The sequence below is a fragment of the Streptomyces sp. NPDC057486 genome, from assembly GCF_042802415.1.
Classification (GTDB): domain Bacteria; phylum Actinomycetota; class Actinomycetes; order Streptomycetales; family Streptomycetaceae; genus Streptomyces; species Streptomyces yanii.
On the sequence record NZ_JBHVEE010000025.1, the window covers coordinates 1 to 18,958 of the forward strand.

Consider the following 18,958-nt stretch of genomic DNA (forward strand, 5'->3'; position numbering starts at 1 on the left):
AGTGCTTTGGCTCCCTGCGTGGCTATTCCGCAATCACGCTTCTGGTGCGCGCCGGGCCCGCCGGTGGTGTGCTGTCGCGCGGGGCGGGGCGGCGGCCGGGCGGGGCGGGGCGGCGGCCGCGGCGGCGGGCGCAATGGGTATCTTCTCGGATGTGACCCAGCCACCCCGCCGCCCACGCAAGCGTTCCGCCACCCGTTCGGTGACCCTGTCGGACGTGGCGGCGGCGGCCGGGGTGTCCGCCCAGACGGTCTCCCGGGTCGTGCGTGACCCGCGGTCGGTGCCGGACGAGACCCGGGCCAACGTCGAAGCGGCCATCGCGGCGACCGGCTACGTGCCCAACCTCGCCGCCAGCAACCTGGCGTCGAACCGCAGCCGCACGGTCGGTGTCCTGGTCCCGCAGATCAACGCGTCGGTCTTCGCGGACACCGTTCACGCCTTCTCGACTGCCCTGGCGGCCCACGGCTACCAGATCTTCGTCGGCACGACCGACTACCGGCCGGAGCACGAGGAGGACGTGCTGCGGAGTTTCCTCGGCCGGCGGCCGGACGGACTGCTCATGGTGGGAACCGACCACACCCCCGGAACCCGTGCCCTGCTGGCCGCCGCGGGAGTGCCCGTCGTGGAGACCTGGGGCTGGTCGGACGATCCGGTGGACCTGCTGGTCGGCTTCTCCAACGCGGCGGCGGCCGCCGCGATGGTCGGGCACCTCGTCGAGCGGGGCCGGCGCAGGATCACGTTCGCCGGGCGGCACACCTCCGGCGACCCCCGGGCCGCCGAGCGGCTCGAGGGCTACGCGACCGCTGTCCGTGAGCTGCTGGGGACTGCTCCGCGCACGGTGGACGCGGGGCCGGAGCCGGTCACCATGGACACCGGCGTCACGCTCCTGGACCTTGTGCTGGAACGGCATCCGGACTCCGACGCCGTGATGTTCTCCAGCGACGTCTTCGCCGCCGGCGCCCTGCAGGCGTGCGTGCGCCGGGGGATCGACGTCCCCGGCACGCTGGCCCTGGCCGGGTTCGGCGACTTCGAGCTGGCCCGGCACCTCGTCCCCTCGCTCACCACGGTGGCGGTGCCCGGGACCCTCATCGGCGAGCTGGGGGCCGAGTTGCTGCTGGAGAGGATGCGCGGCACCCCGGTCGGCGTTCCGCACCGCGACGTGGGCTACCGGGTCGTCGCCCGCGCAAGCTCCTGACGCAGGGGCGCCGCCCGGGCCGGGGCGGATCCCGCTGAGGCCCGGGGGCGGCCGGCGCACCGGCGAGCGGCCGCCCCCGGGCCTCAGCGTGCTGCCCAGACCAGGCCCCGTTCGACCATCTTCGCGGTCTGCGGCACCTCCAGGTCCGCGACGCGGTGGCCGAGGGTGCAGACGAAGACCCGGCCGGCTCCCCAGCGGCGTGTCCACACGACGGGGAACTCGACCGGCTCGTCCCACTGGCCGCCGTCGGGGGAGAGGACCGAGGTGGCCAGCACCGTGTTCAGAGTGTCCGTCAGCACCCAGTAGTGCTCGGTGAGGACGTCGAAGTCCTCGATGCCCTGGGTGATCTCGCCGTCCCGCTCAGGCAGGGCCGTGATGCGGACGGTGAAGTCCTGGAACCCGTCCGGGTGCCACAGGAACCGTCCCCCCACCATGCGCAGATAGCGAGCGGCGGCGACATTCGTTCCGATGACGCCGCCGTGCCAGCCGGCGAAACCCGTTCCCGCCTCCACGGCCGAGACGAGCGTGTTCTCCTGAAGGGGCGTCAGTTCGCCCCCGGACCATGAGTGGACGACGAGGTCGGTGGCGGCGAGCAGGTCCGCATCCTCGTACACCGAGAGGTCCTCGGCGACGGATACGTCGAACCCCGCGCGTTCGAGCCGGGGAATGAACATCCGGGTGCAGCCGACCGGGTCGTGCCCCTCCCAGCCGCCGCGTACCACCAGGGCGTTGCGCTGACTCACTTCGGATTGCCTCCGTACGGTGTCGGTTGTCCCTGCGGCTGTGGTGGTTCCGCTCGGCCGCTGCCGGGCGGAACCGCGCCCGGTCGATTGCTGCCGGCTCCCTCAACTCTCCGTCCCTGAGTGCGAATTAAGGACCGGGGAGTAACCTGGCGCGAACCGCTCCGAGTCTTCCGGTGGTCAGGCTTCGTTCGCTCCTTGGCCCGCTGTTCCCGTCGTGGCCGTGGACCGGAACCCAGTGACATGCGTCGCACCCAGCCTTCGGTTGAAGCGTGTCGCACGGTGGTGACGGGCGAATCCTGCCCCCGGAGCTCTGACCGGGCATGCCCGAAGTGCCTTTCGCGGGCGGTCCGGTCCGGCCCCGGGCGCGTGCTCTCGCCTCCGGGACGGTGGCGTGACCGGAAACCTTGGTCATCACTTATGATACGAGTGATGACCTTAGCATGTTCCGCTAGCCTTGAGCCCTCGGACAGTGGGGACCGGGCACACCTGCACACATTGGGAGTCGCTGACCAGATGAGTAACCCATCCGCGGACGCCGTTGCCGTGACCCCCCGTCAACGGCGTCGGCCTCCCCTCGCCGCCGCCGTCGTGCAGAGCCTGGCGACGGCCATCGTGCTCGGCGAGTACCCGCCCGGAACGGCACTTCCCTCGGCGGGCGTCCTGTGTGAACAGTACGAGGTGAGCCGCACCGTCATCCGCGAGGCGACCATGGCCCTCTCCGAGAAGGGCCTCGTCGCGACGCGCCAGGGATGGGGGACGGTCGTGCTCGATCAGGAGCAGTGGAGTCTGCTCGACCCCCTGATCCTCGACGCGCTCTTCCAGCGGAAGGACCGGCTGGTCTTCCTCGACAACCTGATCGAGATCCGGACGACCCTTGAGTGCGCCATGTCCGCCCGCGCCGCCCGTCTCATGGACGACACTCAGGCGGCGGCGCTCTCGGCCAAGCTCGACGAACTCGCGGCTCTGCGAGGCGACCCGGAGGCCTACTCCCGCGCCGACATCGAGTTCCACGAGATCATCCACCGTGCGTCGCGGGACGCGTTCGGGCGGGCCATCGTGTCGAGCATCCAGGGCAAGGCCGTGCGCTACCCCCAGTACAGCGGCGATCCCACGCGTGAGCACATCGAGCTGACGCACGAGGCGCACGCACGGATCGCGGCCGCCCTGCTCGCCCAGGACGCCGACGAGGCGGCCGAGGCGATGCGAGACCACATCACGTCCTCCTGGGAGCGCCGGCGACCGCACGACACGTCCGGCGCGTGACGTACGCCGGGGCATCCGTGTGCGGTGGATGCCCCGGCGCGAGGAGACGGTGTCACCCGGCGGCTACCGGAGGACGGCGTCCGTGTCGCGGTTCGCCGGGCGGCCGATGCCCTGCGTCGTGACGCTGCGGTTCCACTCCCGGACCCACGCGGCCCCGTACGACCGCGCCACCGAGCCGGAGGCCGAGAACCTGAGCGTGCCGAGGTCGAGGCCGGTCTCCGCCACCGAGGCGGCCAGGACGGGGTTGGTGTTGACCCGGTTGCTCCACCGCGACAGGCTGTACTGCGATGCCGGCTCGGCGAAGTCGGCCTTCGTCTCGATGAAGCCGCAGCAGCCGACGATCACCGCGTGGTCGATCTCGACCCGCGACGGCACCCAGACCGAGTCAAGATCCTCCCACACCGTCGCGCGGCTGCAGCCGTTGGTCCCGGACGTGGTGTAGACGGCGGCCGTGCACTCCTCGCCCGTCGCGGTCACGCGTGGCACGTACCAGTCGGTGATCTCCGGATACGTGATCGGCTTTCCGTCGGAGTACTTCTGCTTCCCGTTCGTGTAGTGCGCGTGCCAGGCGGCGACGGTCCGGGGGGTCGCGCTGTACTTCTCGCCCTCGCGGACGTCGAGGAACGTGTTGTAACGGCTCTCCAGCACCCAGCTGTTGGCCGGCGGAAGGCGCGTCTCGCCGTTCTTGTGGTAGATGCCGCCGTGGCCCACGTGGTCCACCCCGATGAACACGTTGTCGTTCGCGGTGTTGCTGTGGCCGGAGTTGAAGTTGACGCCGGACTTCGCGTCGCTCACGACATTGTGGTGGAAGCGGACTCCGGTCGCGCCGTCGTCCATGTACAGGGCGTCGTTGGAACCACCGATCTTCTCGAAGTGGTTGTAGGCGATCTCGTTGCCGAGGTAGGTGAAGTCCCGCCCGGCGTAGACGACCCCCATGTCGCCCGCGTTCTTCACCACGTCGTAGAAGTGGTTGTGGTTGACGCGCATGTCGTTGCCCATGATCTGCACGGCCATGTGCGGTGCGTCGTGGACGTAGTTGTACTCGAACGTGTTCCCCACGCCGTACATGTAGCCGGCCGGGGTGTACGTGGCGAGTTTGGAGAAACGTGTGATCTCGTTGTGGCGGGCGACGTTGTTTCCGCGTTCGAGCGTGGCGCGGTCGCCGCCGCCGAGCAGTACGCCTCCGCCGCCGAGATCGTGGAGGTAGGAGTTCTGCACGACGTTGTCGTGCCCGCCCTGCACGGTCTCGTAGTCCGGCATGCTGGTGATCGTGTCCGTCGTACGCCCGATCCGGATCGCGTCCATGCTCACATTGGAGATGTCGACCCCGTCGATGAGGGTCCCGACGGCGTCCAGCAACTGCACACCGCTGATCAGCGACCCGGTCATGGCCAGGCCCCGGACCGTCACGCCCCGGGTGCCGTCGAGCAGCATGAAGTTCTTGTCGAACGTCTGCAGCGTGGTGGTCCTGCCCTCGATCGTGCCGTTCTGGGGCCGGTAGTAGAGGACGTCGTTGTCGTGGTAGCGGTCGATGTAGTACTCGCCGGCCGTGTCCATCTCCGACAGGACGTTGAGCACCTTGACCTTGGTCCAGGAGTCCTGCGGGATGTACATGGAGGGGTACTTCGTGTACAGCTTGTCGCCGCTCCACGACAGGATGCGCAACATGTCGTTGGCGTAGTTGTTGCCGAGGTAGCCCGAGAGCCAGCCCTCCGTCTCGGACTTGGTGTTGTCGATGTCCTCGATCCAGCGCGGATCCAGCTGGACCGGTACGTCGGAGTACTCGCCGAATCCGCGGGTGCCCGGATCATCCACCGCGGGCACCGCCTCGGGTGCCCAGTTCCGGTAGCGGTCGCCACTGGCGGCGCGGCCGCCGACCGTGAAGACGGACGGGGTCATGCGCCGCATCTCCTCCGGGCTCCAGGTGTCCCGCTGCCCGGTGTCGGGGAGGAGCTGCTTCTTGTCCTCGAACTGGGCGCGGGGCGTCGTGCCGGAGCTGTTCCAGGCGCTCTCCGGCCCGAAGCGGGCGTCCAGATCCGTGTTCATCAGGTCCCGGGGGCCGTCGGCCTTCCACTTGGCTCCCGTCCCCCACAGGTGGCAGGCGGTCTCCGTGGTGGTGCACGAGTTGCCGTCCGGGTACTCGGCCAGGGTCTGGGTGCCGCCGTCGACGACGAGTTCCGGAGCGAACGGCTGCTGGACCCAGTTGAAGCCGTTCTTGTAGAGCGTGCCCGGGTCGATCCCGTGCGCGCCGAGGTCGAACACCCACACACCGTCACGCAGTTCCGGTGTGTTCAGGCGGGTGTTGGAGGAGTACCGGGGCTCGGCGAGCGTGTCGTCCGAGAGGTCGGTGAGCCTCTGCCACCCGTCCGCCGGAAGTTCGTGCGACCCGGTCAGCGTGACCGTCTCATCGCGGTACGCGGCGTACGTCACCCATGAGTTCTCCTTGCCGCTGAGCCGGATGGTGTCGTCGAGGACGTACGTCCCGCCCCGGATGTACACCGTGCCCCGCGCCCCGGGGGAGGTGCGGCCGGCCAGTGCGTCCCGCGCCGCCGTGATCGTCCGCAGAGGGGCATCGCGGCCCCCGCTGTTTCCGTCGTCGCCGTCCGAGGCCGACACGTACACCGTGAGGGCCCCGGAGGAGGCCGCCTGGCCGGACGGCGTGGCCGACGCGGTGCCGGCCGCCGGCACGCCGGCGCTCGTCACCAGCGCCAGGGCGACGGAGGCCAGTAGGGTCCGCGCCGGTCGTCTCCCGGTTCTCGACATGGAGGAGCCTTTCGTTGGATTCCGTGATTCCGTCCCGGCCGCGACATCCGGTCCGCTTCGAGGCGTCCCGGCGTCCGTGAGCGGATGTTGGAGGGGGCGTCCGACAGCCCCTGTGCCGCCGGGTCAGCGCCGCAGGCAAACAGAACATGTATGACATGTGCAGACTATGACTCCCGTTGACCCCGCACAAGCGTCACGACAGAACCGGGCGCCGGAGAGCGGGCGCGAGGGGACGCGGCGGTGGGAGGCGGCAGGGCGGAGTCGGCGGACGGCGGGTCAGTCCAGATGGAAGACCTCCTCCGCGTCCACCCAGCGCTCCCCGGGCTCCGCCGAGCCGAGCGGCTGCTGGCAGGGATCGGTGAGGGTCCACCACCGCTGGGTCTCCGGGTCGGCGGCGACGGCGGCCATGTCGGCGTCGTAGTCGTCGCCGGTGTACTCGTAGTAGGCGAACAGCGTGTGGTCACGCAGGAAGATGGAGTACGAGGTGATGTGGGCGCGGGACAGGGTGTCCAGGACCGGCTGCGGGACCGACCGGTGCAACTCCCGGTATTTCTCTTCCTGTTCCGGACGCAGACGGATCACGGACGCGACGCGGCGCGGGGTACGGGGGGCGGGCATGGCAGGGCTCCTTCATGACGCGGGCCGGTCGGCCCGCCAATGGCCTTTGCCGGCCGGGCGGAAGGGCCGGGCCGGTCGGGTCCGGGGGAGGAGAGGGACGGGCGGGCCGGCCGGGAGATGTCCGGCCGGCCCCGCCATCGGGGATCAGCCCTTCACGGCTCCTGCCGCGAGGCCGCTCATGACGTGACGTTGCATCACGACGAAGATCACCAGAATGGGGATCACGGCGAGCAGCAGGGTCGGGAACACCTTGGTGTAGTCCGTCGAGTACTGGCCGACGGCGGCGTACACACCGGTGGTGATGGTGTAGACGTCACTGCCGGGGCCGAGGATCATCTGCGGGCTGGCGAAGTCGTTCCACACGCTCAGGGAGTTCAGGATGAACACGGTGGCGATGATCGGCCGCATCAGCGGCACGATGATCCGCCACAGCGTGTAGTACTTGCCGGCCCCGTCGATGGCCGCGGCCTCGTCCAGCGACCGGGGCAGCACGCGGATGTAGCCGAAGAAGACGAACAGTGTGAACGGGATGGTGGTGGCTGTCATGAAGAGGATGAGGCCGGGCATCGTGCCCATCAGTCCCACGGCGCGGAGCACGAAGATGACCGGCACCAGGATCACCTGGGTCGGGATGAACATCCCCGCGATGAAGAAGAACAGCAGCAGCCGGGAGATCAGCTTCGGTGTGCGGGCCAGTACGTAGGCCGCGGGCGCGCACACCACCATGGCCAGCGCGTTCACGCAGAGCACCAGCGCGAGTGTGGTGCCGTAGCCCTTGAGAATGCTGAAGTCGGGGTTGTTCCACGCGTCCGCGAGGTGCTGGAACGTCGCGGTGCCGAGGTCCAGGGTGAACGGGTTGCTGAGGATCTCCCGCTGACTCTTGAAGGCGTTGACCACCAGGAGGTACATCGGCACGAGCATGCCGAGGGACGCCAGGGTGACGAACGCGACGCGCAGGGCGGCGGCCGAGGTGAGTGTCTTCTTCATCCGATGGACTCCGCGTCGTTCTCGGCGCGCCTGCGCAGGAAGAGGACCGTGAGGGACAGGACCGCGGCCGCGAGGATCAGCAGCACGGCCTGGGCCGATGCCAGGCCGATGTTCCGCTGGGGGAACGAGACCGCGAGGATCGAGTAGGCGAGGGTCTTGGTCGATCCCGCGGGACCGCCCCCGGTCAGCGACACGACGACGTCGTATGTCTTCAGCAGCGAGATGCCCGAGGTGATGACGGCGACCGTCACCGTGGAAGCCAGCGATGGCCAGGTGACGGCACGGAAGGTCTGCCACCGGCCGGCTCCGTCGAGCTTCGCCGCCTCCAGCAGATCCTCCGGCACGGCCTGGAGCCCCGCCAGATACAGGATCAACTGCACGCCGAACAGGGACCAGACGATGACGAGGATCATCGACCACAGGGCCCAGTCGGGGTCGCTGAGGAAGGGCAGGCTGTCGGTTCCGACCTTCTCCAGCATGGTGTTGACCACACCCTGGGGCCCGAGGATCGCCTGCCACAGGAAGCCGACGACCAGTGCGCTCAGGACATGCGGGTAGAACATGACCACCCGGCCGAAGGTGTTGAACCGGTTGGTGCGCTTCAGCAGCAGCGCGAGGCCGAGCGCCGCGACGTTGACGGCGACCGCGCCCACCACGGCCACCACGGCGGTGATCACCATGGTGCCCGTCATGTCGTCGGAACCGAAGATGGTGCGGTAGTTGTCCAGCCCGATGAACTCGGGGACGCGGGTGGGGAATCCGTTGTACTCGGTGAAGCTGTAGTAGAACGCGTAGATCACCGGTACGACCAGGAGTGCGGCGTAGATCAGCACCGCGGGGACCACCATGCTGATACTGACGCCCGCGTTGCGCCATCGCCGCTGCTTCGAGGGGAGTGTGCGTGCCATGGTCAGCGGTTCTCGTCGGTCCACTGGTCGATGGCCTTGGCGGCGTCGGCCGGGCTCGCCCCCGTGTAGAGGCTCTGAGCGACCTCGGTGAACTTGGGGTTGAAGCCCGTCACCGGCAGCCGGACGTTGCCCTGGCCCTCGCCCACGGCGACGAGCGCGGGAGCATTGTCGAGAATGCCCTGGATCAGGGCGTCGGTACCGGTCTGCTTGACGTCGGACTCCTGACGGAACACCCCGTCGGAGCCGAGCTGCGCCTTGACGGCTGCCGGGTCGGTCACGAGGAACTTCACCAGCTGCTTCGCGCCGGCCTCGTCCGACGCGCCCTTGTGCACCATGTACGGGTTGGCCATGGTGGCGCCCTGCGGACCGGGATAGCTCTTGCCGTCGGCGACCGGCGGGGAGAACACGCCCACCTCGAAGGGCAGTTTCCCGGCCTTGGCCAGCGTGGCGGCGAACCAGCTGCCGTTGGTGTAGAGACCGGCCTTGCCGGCGATGAAGTTGCCGTCCGCCTGCGAGGGGTTGAGTCCGGCGTCGCTCTTGGCTATGTATCCGGCGTCGATCCAGTCCGCGTACATCTGGAAGGCGGGCTTGTAGGCATCGCCCACGGTGAGCTTCTGGTCGGTGACGGCGCTCTGCCACTTCGGGTGGAGCTCGTTGAGCGTCGGGTGGTAGATCTGCTGGAGCTGGAGGCCGGTCTGGTAGTCGCCCGCGGTCTGCATCGGCGTGTAGCCGGCCTTCTTGAGCTTGCCCAGATCGGCGGTCATCTCCTTCCAGGTGGTCGGAGTCGCGGTGATGCCGGCCTTCTTGAACGCGGTCTTGTTGTAGTAGACGAGCGACTGGGTCTGGGTGCCGACGCCGACGGCGAAGTGCGTGTCGCCGATGGCGTACGCGTCGAACATCGGGGTCCCCTTGGCCCAGGCCTCACCGCTGAGGTCGACCAGCTCCGGAGCCGTGTCGTCGTCCGGGAAGATGGACTGGATGACATCGGGGGCGGTCCCCGCGGCCAGTTGCTGGGGGAAGGACTCGGCGACGGACTTGCCGGTCGGGCCCTCGATCTTCACCTTCAGACCGGTCTTGTCCTCGAACGGCTTGACCAGCTTCTCCCAGTAGGCTCGGTCGAGGTTGTCGGTCAGGTTGACCATCATCCGGATCTCGCCGTCCTTGCCGCCGGACGTACCGGAGCCCGACGAGCAGGCCGCGAGGAGCAGCAGCGGAACCACGGCGGCAAGGGCGGCTCCGCGCGCCTTGCATCCTCGGTTGGCAGACATCATTGTCGACTCTCTTTTCCTCGGTAGGGAAAGCTGGTGATCAACGTTCGCTGGACTGCGGGGCGTGCGGATGCGGGTCGTGCTCCGGTGTCACAGCCGCCCCCGGTAGGGCAGGGGGCCGACGGCCGTGATGTCGGTGGGTGCCTCGTCGCCGTCGACGCGGTAGATGCCGTCGTTGGCGACGAAGAACTCGAGCGCGTCCGGATACCGCAGGTCCTCGGGCAGCGGCTCGCGGTCGGTCCAGGCGAAGAACTCCCGGGTGAAGGTGTCCTTGTCCTTGCGGCCGTAGATGTGCAGGTCCCCCGCGGTCAGCGGTGAGCGCACGCACCAGTGGACGCCGGACTCGGCCCAGAAGGCGCGGTCGCTGATCAGTACCGACTGCCGGTCCCTGGGGGCAAGCACCTTGTCCCAGAAGCCGTCGCCCGGTCCCAGCCGCGCCATCAGGAACATCAGGTCGTGGGCGTGCCAGGCGGTGCTGGGTGCGATGTCGGCCTCGTTGTGCCAGCCGCTGGCGGAGGCGAAGTAGCCACCGGGTGTCTGGTAGCCCGCATAGGTGGCCAGGCACGCCTCGGTGAACGCTTCCAGCTCGGCGTCGGGACCCTCGGCCAGCACCTCGTGGATGCCGTAGAGCGTCAGGCCCATGCCCGCGATCAGCATGGGCGTGTCCGTCTTCAGGGCGCGGTCGCCCTGGACGTACCAATAGCGGTGGTAGCGGACGGCGCCGGTTTCGTCGGTCCACGCCGAGCGGGCCACGTGCCGGCACAGCCGCCTCGCCTCGGCCAGCAGCTCCGGATCGCCCTGGGCGCGGTAGCCGAGCACCAGGGGGACGATCATGAGGCCGTAGTACTCGGCCGGTTCCAGGATGCCGCCCTCGGTACGGTCCCGCACGGTGCGGAACGTGCCGGAGCTGTCCGCGTCGGGTACGCCGCGGTGGTGGAACAGGCGGACCAGGGTGGCGAGGTCCTCGGGTATCTGCTCCGCGTAGGTCTTGTCGTCGGCCAGCTCCGTGTAGAGCTGCTTGACCCATACCCGGGCGTACTCCTGGTTGCAGGTACCGTCCTCACCGGCCCGGCCGCCCCCGTACATCTCGCACGCGTCGAGATTGCGGCGTACGGCCGCGAGCGCGGCGTCCACCTCGTCGTCGGGCAGCAGATGACGTGCGTGCTTCAGCGCGAGCAGCACACCGAGGCTGCCGACGGCGTTGTGGATGAGACCGGTGGTCGCCGACTCACCGACCTGGAAGCCGATGTGCCGGTACTGGCCGTCGTCCTGGAACTCCGTGGCCTGGTAGCGCACCAGCCGCCGCAGCAGCTCGACGCCCCGCTCGTCGGGCTGTTCGGCCAGGGCCTGTGCGAGGGCCCCGACGGCCGGGCCGGCGAACGTGGTGTGCCCGCTGGTGAAGTCGAGGAAGGTGAAGGGGTTCGTGCCCCACACGCTGTGGTTGTGGAAGCCGTTGACCGCGCCCTCCTCCGTGATCCAGCTGTGCAGCCAGCCGGCGAGTGCGGCCGTGTCCGGCTCGGTTGTGCGGTGTTCCATGGCGTTCCTTCCGTAGTGGTTCCACGGCCGTGCGGCATCCGGCCGCGCGGAGTCGGTGACGTTCATGTCCGTCCCTCCGCGGGCCGCGTCGCCCGGCTCGCGGGAAGCAGGGACAGCGCGGTCAGTTCGTCCCAGAGCGCGTCGGGGACAAAGGCCGCCAGCCGGTCGGCGTTGGTACGGGACTGGTGGGCGTTCCGTGCGCCGAGGACCACCGAGGTGACCGCCGGGTGCCGCAGGGGGTGGGCGATGGCGGCCTTCGGGAGGCTGCTGCCGTGCCGCTCGCAGACATCGGCGATCGCGGCGGCCCGGCCGAGCAGTTCACGGGAGGCCGGCCGGTAGTCGTAGGTGGCGTGCATCGGTGGGCGGGGGGCCGCGAGCAGCCCTGAGTTGTACACCGCGGCGGCGACGACGCCCACGCCCCTCTCCAGGGCGAGCGGGAGCAGCTCGTCCGCGGCGGAGTGGTCGAGCAGGGTGTGGCGGCCGGCCACCATGACGATGTCCACGTCGCAGCGGCGGACGAACTCGGTGAGCATTCCGGTTCGGTTCATTCCGGCGCCCACCGCCTTCACCACCCCCTGGTCGCGCAGTTCGACGAGGGTGTCGACGCCCGTCGTGGACGCCTCCTGCCAGTGGTCGTCGGGGTCGTGGAGATAGACGATGTCGACGTGGTCCAGACCGAGACGTTCCAGACTGCCCTCCAGGGACCGCAGGATCCCGTCCCGGCTGAAGTCCCAGCTGCGGCGGGACGCCGCGGGTACCGCGAATCCGCCGTCGTCCCCGAGGTGCGCCGTCTCCGGACTCGGCACCAGCAGCCGGCCCACTTTGGTGGAGACGGTGTACTGGGACCGGGGACGCCGCGAGAGGGACGCGCCGAGGCGGCGTTCGGACAGCCCGAGCCCGTAGTGCGGGGCCGTGTCGAAGTAGCGGACGCCGCTTCGCCAGGCCGCGTCGACGGCGCCCGAGGCGTCCTCGTCGCTCGTGACCCGTCCGAGGTTGCCCAACTGGGCCGCGCCGAAGCCGAGTTCTGTCAGAGCCGGGGTGCGGGCGGCGGTTCGGGTACGCATGCGCCTCACCGGACCCTGGCGTGCGCGGAGGCCGCGAGGTCCTCCGGGTGGGCGAACGGACGGCCCGACGCGAACCGCTCCACCTCGTCGACGACGGCGTCTCCGATGCGGTGCAGCTCACCGCCCATGGAGCCGGCCAGGTGCGGGGTGAGCACGACGTTGTCCAGCGACCACAGGCCGCTGTCCGCGGGGAGCGGTTCTGGGTCGGTGACGTCGAGCACGGCGTCGATCCGGCCGCTGCGGAGCTCCGCGGTCAGGGCGTCCTGGTCGACGACGGCTCCACGGGCGGTGTTCACGAGCGTTGCCCCGTCGCGCATGAGGGCGAGCAGGCCCGCGTCGATCTGCCCCCGCGTTCGCGGTGTCAGCGGCTGGTGCAGGGACACCACGTGACTGCTTCTCATGAGTTCGTCGAGCGGCACCGGCCGTGCACCGAGGCCGATGGCCTCCTCCGCGGTGAGGGTGGGGTCGTACAGGAGCACGTCGACATCGAAGGAGCGGAGCAGGGCGAGGACCGCGCGGCCCACGGTGGAGGCGCCGACGATGCCCACGGTCTGCCGGTAGTTGCCGGGTACGGAGTGCGTGGCCGGATGGTCCGGAACGCTCCTGGACCGCCGGTACGCTCGCGCGGCGGGCAGCGCCCGCTTGCCGGCCAGAAGGATCATGGCGAGCGTGTACTCGGCCACCGGGACGGAGTTGGCGGCCCGGGCGTTGGCGGCGACCACCCCGCGGGCGGCGAAGGACTCGGGGTCCTCCAGGCAGGTCGCGGCGACACCGCCCGCGTAGACCACGGCCCGCAGCCGGGAGACGTACGGGAGGTGGGCGGCGCGGACGACGGGTGCGTTCCAGCCCGCGACGAGGATGTCCGCCCCGGCCAGGGCCTCCCGTGAGCGGGCGGATTCCAGCTCGGTGAGAACGAGGCCGGTGTCGATGTCGGCGGCCCGGCGAAGGCGGGCGAACGCGTTCTCGTCGAAGAGGGAGCCGGGCAGACCTGGCGGGTTCATCGCGAGGACGGCACGTGGTCGTGTCACGGGGCGATCCCCTTCCGGGCGCGCCCGACGGCACGAGGGTGCCCGGCGGCGGCGCTGTCGGTGGGCCGGCCGTCGTGTCCGGACTCGGCCACGAGGCGCAGGCCGGCATCGGGCGGCCGGACGTGGGGTCCGGCCGGCTGGGCCCAGCCGGCCGTCTCCTCAAGACGCGCGATCGCCGCCTCGTCGACGGTGATGCCGAGCCCCACGGAGTCACCGAGGACGATGCCGCCGTCGGCGATCTCCTGGTCCACGGTGAGTCCCACCGGGGCCGAGGTGTCCTGCACTTCGGTGACCAGGTGGTTGGGGGTCGCGGCGGCGGCGTGGGCGAGGGGGTTGGTCTCGTATCCGACCGGGCTGACGGGCAGGTCCTGGCCGTGGGCGAGGGTGGCGACCCGGAGGAAGTGGGTGATGCCCCAGACGCTGCCGGTCTGCACCACCTGCACGGCGTCCCCGGCCAGGAGGGGCCGGAACTGCTCCAGTCCGGTCAGGTTCTCGCCGGTGGCGACGGCAGCGCGTGCGGCTCGCCCCACGGCCCGGTTGCCTGCCACGTCCCACCGGCGGACCGGTTCCTCGATCCAGGTGAGATCGACGTGCCTCTCGATGCGGGCCAGCAGCCGCACCGCCTGGTGTGTGCCCCAGGTCTCGTTGACGTCGAGCATCAGGGCGGGGGAGCGGGTGGTGGCTCGTAGCACGTCCGCCACCGCGTTGAGCCGCGTGATGTCGCGGTCGGTGTCGAGTCCGCCCTTGATCTTGGCTCCGGTGAAGCCGCGTTCGGCCCAGCCGGTGTACAGCGCGACGAGTTGCTCGTCGTCCAGGGCGATGTCCAGGCCGGAGGCGTAACCGGGAACGAAGCGGTCGGCGGCGCCGAGTGTGCGCCACAGTGGTTCGCCCGCCATCTTGGCCTTGAGGTCCCACAGCGCCATGTCGAAGGCGCCGATGGTGCCGAACACGGTGCCACCGTGGCCGGTCTTGAACGTGTGGGCCAGCATCCGGTCGTAGAGGGCGGTGACGGCCCGGGGGTCCTGACCCTCGATGGCGGGGAAGATCCGATGGGCCTCGGTGTGGGCCCCCAGGCCCACGCCGGTGAGACCGTCGTCGGTTTCGACCAGGACGACCGGGACTTCGGTGACCCCGCTTGCGACGAAGCCGTTCGCGTCCCCGACGGGGCGGCCCCAGTTGTGCACGGTCCGCAGGGACCGGTATCCGGTGATCTTCATCTGCTCCCCCTCTGAGTGCTCGTTAGCAGCCCCTGGATGGAGGCGCGGTAGGCCTCCGGGGTGGCTGGTGCGTCCCTGGACCGGTGACCTGTGGTCCGGGAAGGCCGGGCGCGGGCCGCGGGGGATGGTGCCGGGGCACGCGGTTCGCGCTCGACGACCGCGCCGTTTGCTGATGGTTCGGGGGCGTTTTCTCTTGGCGCGGGCCATGGCGTCGCGCCGTCGAGGGGGAGGCCCCGTGCCACCCCTTCAACAGTCGTAACGTATCATACAAGTGACGACCTGGAAGCTCTGCGGTAACGCCGAACTCGCCTGTGCTGCACGGTTCGTGGACGGCGAAACGCCATGTCGGAGCACATGCTGTGCCCGATGAGCCCGGATCCGACCCGGCAGGTCCGTCGCCCGCACCAGGGGGCGACCCTGAACGCGCGGGCCGGTCGTACACGGTCCATCCCGGCCGGCCCGCCTCCCGTCCGCCCCTGCGGCTGCGTCCGGCGATGCCCCGCCCACACCCATGGACCGGGGGCCCGGTTCCGCGTTCTGCCCCGCGCCGTGCGGACCGTCGAGCCGGAGCATTCCCGAGGCCGCCCGGCTGTCAGCCCGAGGTGCCCGGGCCTGTCGGACCGGCGAGGTAGCCGTCCACCTCGCCCGCGGCGTGGGCGGCGAACATCGCTCCGGCGATCTCGGGATCCCCGGAGCGCAGGACCTCCAGGAGCTCCGCGTGGTGCTCGGCCAGCGCGCCCCAGCCACCGTCGTAGCGGGGGTCGCCCAGTACGTGGAGATCCCAGAGGCTGGACTCGATCACGCGCCACAACCGGATCAGCGCGTCGTTGCCGGCGGCCGCGCACACATGCCGGTGAAACGACATGTCGGCGCCGCGGAAGGCTGCGATGTCGCCCTTGTCCACGGCGAGGCGCAGCCGTGCCACATCGTCCAGCAGCAGCCGTGTGTGCTCGGCGTCCAGGCGGCCGGCCGTGCGACGGGCCACGTACTCCTCGAACATGACCCGAATGTCCCTCACGTCCTGGGCCTGTTGCTCGGGGATCCGGGCCACGCGCGTGCCGCGGTGCGGCTGGGAGGTCACCAGGCCCTCGTGCGCCAGACGCTTGATCGCCTCGCGCGGCGGTGCCTGACTTGTGCCCACCCGGCGGGCGATATCCGCCTCCACGAGGCGCTGACCTGGCGCGAGTTCACCGCTGACGATCCAGCCACGCAGCAGCGCGTACACGTGGTCCGAGGGCGGCCGGTGCGGGAGTCGTGCCGAGGGCGGGGCCGCTCCCGCCGCGCTTCGGCCGCCCCCTCGCCGGCGCCCGCCCTTCGGCGGTTGCACCCCCTCGGGCAGCTCGGCGGCCTGCTCGCGCCGGATGCGTGCCACGGTGGACTGCGACAGGCCCAGGGCGTCCGACAGGGTGCGGGTGGACGGCACCGGAGTGCCGTCGCCGGCCTGCGCGAGCACCTCCGCGATACGCGCCTCCGCCTCCCGTCTGGTGACGCTGCGCGGTCGGCCCGAGCGGGGAGCGTCCCTCAGTCCGGCCACGCCCCGGCGCACGTAGCGGTCCCGCCACTTGGCCACCGTGGCGGGACTGACCTGGAACCGCTGAGCCACCTCGGTGTTGGTCAGCCCTTCGGCCAGGGCCAGGACGATGCTGCTGCGCAGACGCACGGCCCCGGGCAGCTGACGCGAGAAGTCGGACAGAGCCGCCCGGTCCTCCTCGCTGAGCTGGGGAAACGCCTGCGGATCGGAAAATGTCATGGCTTTGCCACTCCACGGTTGGGTGAATTTATGACTCGGAGGGCCACGGGAATGACGTCCCGCACACATCAACTTATTGTTCGCTCCGGCGTATTGACGGCGACCGGGCGCGAACATCTTACTTATCGTGCTCAGCCAGTGACCCACCAGATCGTGCTCCGCGAAGCCCCCCGAGGAGGAAACGCTGCGTGAACGAAGGACCGGAGGGACGTGGTCCGGAAGAACCGGCGCCGTGTCTCCCGTCCGCACCTGAACACCGTCCCCGGCCCGGCCCGGGACACCAGGAACCCCCCGGGGACAACCGCCCCCGATCATGACGGCCCGCGCGACGGCACCCCCGTGCCCGCGCTTACCCGGGCCGAATCCTTCCTGCGCCCTTCCGCGCACGTACGGCCCGGGCGGAGCGTTCCTGCTCCCCGGTGACCGGCGGGCGATGACAGACCGAACGTGAAGCCGCGATGACGTGCTCGGACGTCGTCATCGCGTGCAGGAACACGCCCCGGTGCGGCACGACCCGTGCCCCGCCCGGCGGCCGCACGTCCACGGCCGAACGACGAAGCCACACAACGCACGTGGCAAGGAGACCTCATGCCCCGCACCACCCTCGTACGAAACAGGTCAAGACTTCCCCTGCTGCTGGCGGTCGGCGCCCTGCTGGTCAGCGGAGCGACACTGAACGTCCCCGACGCGCAGGCGCAGGCAACCGGCTGCAAGGCCACCGATCTCTTCGTCGCGCCCGACGGGAGCGACCGGGCCAAGGGCACCGAGGCCAGCCCCTTCAAGACCATCGAAGGCGCCCGCGACCACATCCGTGACAAGGGCCTCAACCGCCCCGGGCGCATGCGTTGCGACATCAACGTCAATCTGCGCGCGGGCGACTACCCGGTCTCCACCACGATCGACTTCGACGACCGGGACTCGGGTGCCGACGGGCACCGGGTCGTCTACCGCTCCTACGACGGCGCGGGCAAGGCCCGTGTGATGGGCGCGGCCCCGGTCACCGGCTGGGAGGAGTACAAGGACGGCATCTACCGTGCGGACGTCGGCACGGACAAGCCCTTCTACACCCTCTTCGAGGACGGCAAGCGCGCCACCACGGCCCGCTACCCCAACCGCAAGTCCGACGACGAGTGGGCCCCCTACATGACCTCCGTGCTCGCCGAGCCGGAGAAGGAGGCCGTCCGCCAGTGGCTGTACTCCAGCCCCGGCGACTGGGACGCGAGCTGGAATCTCGACCAGGCCTCGGCCGTCGTCTGGTCGGGCGGCAGCTGGAGCTGGTTCACCGACACCGTCCCGATCCGGGACTGGAACGCGGCGAAGAACCAGATGACCCTGAAGTACTGGACCCGCTACGCCCTGATGAACTCCCGCGGGGGCTCCCGGTACTTCCTGCAGAACTCGCTGGACTTCCTGGACCAGGCGGGCGAGTACTACATGGACTTCAAGAAGGGCCAGGTGTACTACAAGCCGCGTGGTGACATCAACGACGTCACCGTTCTGCGGCCCACCGTGAAGACCCTGTTCAACCTGGCCGGACCCAGCCCGGACCGGCGCGTGCAGAACCTCTCCCTCGACGGGCTCTCGCTCCAGTACACCGACTTCGTCGACTGGTACCGCTACGGCTGGATCAGCGACGGCGACTCCGGCGAACCGCACAAGTACCCGGAGTACGACCGGCAGATCGAGCTTCCCCGCAACCGCTTCGGCGCCGTCACCGTGACCAACAGCAAGGACATCACCCTGTCCCGGCTGCACATATCCGACACCGGTTACCACGCGGTGTACGCGCTCTTCGCCAACGACGGACTGACGGTCAGGGACAGCCTGCTGGAGAACATCGGCGGCGACGGCATCAAGGTGGAGGGCCCGTACCCGGGCGAGGGCAACACCTCCAACGGACACCTGCTGACCAACAACTACATCACCCACTACGGCGAACTGGTGCCCGGCGACGCCTCCGGCATCGAGCTCCAGAACACCGGTCACAACACCATCAGCCACAGCCACATCAAGCACAGTGCGCGCTACGGCGTGAGCCTCGAAGTGCGGCCCGAGGTCGCTCCCGCGGACAACTACGCCCGCGACAACACCTTCGAGTACCTGCGCATCGACCAGGCCGGCCTGGACAGCGGTGACATGGGCGCCTTCTACACCTACGGAGTCAGCAACGTCGAACCGCACACGATCGACAACCACGTCCGCCAGATGGTCATCGGCGATGTGATTCCGGACGGTTCCATGCCGGACAGCGGAACCCGCGGTGTCCACATGGACGCCGGCGGCTGCGGGTTCAGCTTCGAGAACATCGAGGTCGGCAAGACCACCGACCAGAGCTACCAGAGCTACCGGTGCAATGACGTGAAGAACGCCAACTGGGAAGACGGCTACGACGCCTCGAAGATGGAGTACGACAAGATCGGTGTCTCCGCCGACTTCCCGTACCCGCTGCCCGAGGGCGACACCCAGTGACCGGTCACTGACCGGACACCCCGAGAGGTACGGGCCCGTCCGCGGGACCGGCGACGGTCCCCACCCGGACGGGCCCGTACCTCCGCACCCCGGGGGCGGGACGCGGCCGCGCCCCCCGCCCCGCGACCGGCACGTCACCTGCCCGCACCGCA

14 protein-coding genes are annotated in these 18,958 nt (G+C 69.8%); 3 read left to right on the forward strand and 11 right to left on the reverse strand.

What is annotated here, in order from left to right:
* Positions 1–151: 151 nt before the first annotated feature.
* Complete coding sequence (locus ACFU6I_RS14560) at positions 152–1,192, forward strand: LacI family DNA-binding transcriptional regulator (RefSeq protein WP_384365537.1); 1,041 nt, start codon at positions 152–154, stop codon at positions 1,190–1,192.
* Positions 1,193–1,275: 83 nt separating this feature from the next.
* On the opposite strand, the gene ACFU6I_RS14565 is transcribed toward ACFU6I_RS14560, so the two are convergent.
* Positions 1,276–1,935 carry a ThuA domain-containing protein gene (locus tag ACFU6I_RS14565; protein ID WP_266991448.1) on the reverse strand — a complete coding sequence of 220 codons (660 nt, stop codon included), beginning with the start codon at positions 1,933–1,935 and terminating at the stop codon, positions 1,276–1,278.
* A gap of 513 nt (positions 1,936–2,448) precedes the next feature.
* Here ACFU6I_RS14565 and ACFU6I_RS14570 point away from each other — a divergent pair.
* On the forward strand, positions 2,449–3,198 hold the full coding sequence (locus ACFU6I_RS14570) for a FadR/GntR family transcriptional regulator (RefSeq protein ID WP_384365541.1): 750 nt from the start codon (positions 2,449–2,451) through the stop codon (positions 3,196–3,198).
* A 63-nt stretch (positions 3,199–3,261) separates the two neighbouring features.
* On the opposite strand, the gene ACFU6I_RS14575 is transcribed toward ACFU6I_RS14570, so the two are convergent.
* From ACFU6I_RS14575 to ACFU6I_RS14620, 10 genes are all read right to left on the reverse strand, one after another.
* Positions 3,262–5,961, reverse strand: a complete 2,700-nt coding sequence (locus ACFU6I_RS14575) for a right-handed parallel beta-helix repeat-containing protein (protein ID WP_384365544.1) — start codon at positions 5,959–5,961, stop codon at positions 3,262–3,264.
* Positions 5,962–6,237: 276 nt separating this feature from the next.
* Positions 6,238–6,579, reverse strand: a complete 342-nt coding sequence (locus ACFU6I_RS14580) for an L-rhamnose mutarotase (protein ID WP_266991442.1) — start codon at positions 6,577–6,579, stop codon at positions 6,238–6,240.
* A gap of 144 nt (positions 6,580–6,723) precedes the next feature.
* Positions 6,724–7,566, reverse strand: coding sequence for a carbohydrate ABC transporter permease (locus ACFU6I_RS14585; RefSeq protein WP_384365547.1), 843 nt, complete (start codon positions 7,564–7,566; stop codon positions 6,724–6,726).
* Positions 7,563–8,474, reverse strand: coding sequence for a carbohydrate ABC transporter permease (locus ACFU6I_RS14590; protein WP_266991439.1), 912 nt, complete (start codon positions 8,472–8,474; stop codon positions 7,563–7,565). The genes ACFU6I_RS14585 and ACFU6I_RS14590 overlap by 4 nt, the downstream gene beginning before the upstream one ends.
* 2 nt (positions 8,475–8,476) lie before the next feature.
* The gene (locus ACFU6I_RS14595; protein WP_384365550.1) at positions 8,477–9,745 is read right to left on the reverse strand and encodes an ABC transporter substrate-binding protein; all 1,269 of its coding nucleotides are present in this window, start codon (positions 9,743–9,745) and stop codon (positions 8,477–8,479) included.
* 87 nt (positions 9,746–9,832) lie between these two features.
* Positions 9,833–11,278 (reverse strand): hypothetical protein, encoded by a 1,446-nt coding sequence (locus ACFU6I_RS14600; RefSeq protein WP_327242027.1) that lies wholly within the window; start codon positions 11,276–11,278, stop codon positions 9,833–9,835.
* Between the two features lie 62 nt (positions 11,279–11,340).
* On the reverse strand, positions 11,341–12,342 hold the full coding sequence (locus ACFU6I_RS14605) for an aldo/keto reductase (protein ID WP_384365554.1): 1,002 nt from the start codon (positions 12,340–12,342) through the stop codon (positions 11,341–11,343).
* Between the two features lie 5 nt (positions 12,343–12,347).
* Positions 12,348–13,370: a hydroxyacid dehydrogenase gene (locus ACFU6I_RS14610; RefSeq protein WP_384365557.1), complete on the reverse strand. Its 1,023-nt coding sequence runs from the start codon at positions 13,368–13,370 to the stop codon at positions 12,348–12,350.
* Positions 13,367–14,587 (reverse strand): mandelate racemase/muconate lactonizing enzyme family protein, encoded by a 1,221-nt coding sequence (locus tag ACFU6I_RS14615; RefSeq protein ID WP_384365560.1) that lies wholly within the window; start codon positions 14,585–14,587, stop codon positions 13,367–13,369. The genes ACFU6I_RS14610 and ACFU6I_RS14615 overlap by 4 nt, the downstream gene beginning before the upstream one ends.
* 592 nt (positions 14,588–15,179) lie before the next feature.
* Positions 15,180–16,337: an FCD domain-containing protein gene (locus ACFU6I_RS14620; RefSeq protein WP_384365568.1), complete on the reverse strand. Its 1,158-nt coding sequence runs from the start codon at positions 16,335–16,337 to the stop codon at positions 15,180–15,182.
* A 588-nt stretch (positions 16,338–16,925) separates the two neighbouring features.
* On the opposite strand from ACFU6I_RS14620, the gene ACFU6I_RS14625 reads away from it, so the two are divergent.
* Complete coding sequence (locus ACFU6I_RS14625) at positions 16,926–18,806, forward strand: right-handed parallel beta-helix repeat-containing protein (RefSeq protein ID WP_384365571.1); 1,881 nt, start codon at positions 16,926–16,928, stop codon at positions 18,804–18,806.
* The last annotated feature ends 152 nt before the right edge of the window (positions 18,807–18,958 follow it).

Bases quoted from the DNA above. Each gene is read 5' to 3' on its own strand.
- ACFU6I_RS14570 (WP_384365541.1), top strand. From the start codon at position 2,449: ATGAGTAACCCATCCGCGGACGCCGTTGCCGTGACCCCCCGTCAACGG.
- ACFU6I_RS14575 (WP_384365544.1), bottom strand. From the start codon at position 5,961: ATGTCGAGAACCGGGAGACGACCGGCGCGGACCCTACTGGCCTCCGTC.
- ACFU6I_RS14580 (WP_266991442.1), bottom strand. From the start codon at position 6,579: ATGCCCGCCCCCCGTACCCCGCGCCGCGTCGCGTCCGTGATCCGTCTG.
- ACFU6I_RS14585 (WP_384365547.1), bottom strand. From the start codon at position 7,566: ATGAAGAAGACACTCACCTCGGCCGCCGCCCTGCGCGTCGCGTTCGTC.
- ACFU6I_RS14590 (WP_266991439.1), bottom strand. From the start codon at position 8,474: ATGGCACGCACACTCCCCTCGAAGCAGCGGCGATGGCGCAACGCGGGC.
- ACFU6I_RS14595 (WP_384365550.1), bottom strand. From the start codon at position 9,745: ATGATGTCTGCCAACCGAGGATGCAAGGCGCGCGGAGCCGCCCTTGCC.
- ACFU6I_RS14600 (WP_327242027.1), bottom strand. From the start codon at position 11,278: ATGGAACACCGCACAACCGAGCCGGACACGGCCGCACTCGCCGGCTGG.
- ACFU6I_RS14605 (WP_384365554.1), bottom strand. From the start codon at position 12,342: ATGCGTACCCGAACCGCCGCCCGCACCCCGGCTCTGACAGAACTCGGC.
- ACFU6I_RS14615 (WP_384365560.1), bottom strand. From the start codon at position 14,587: ATGAAGATCACCGGATACCGGTCCCTGCGGACCGTGCACAACTGGGGC.
- ACFU6I_RS14620 (WP_384365568.1), bottom strand. From the start codon at position 16,337: ATGACATTTTCCGATCCGCAGGCGTTTCCCCAGCTCAGCGAGGAGGAC.
- ACFU6I_RS14625 (WP_384365571.1), top strand. From the start codon at position 16,926: ATGCCCCGCACCACCCTCGTACGAAACAGGTCAAGACTTCCCCTGCTG.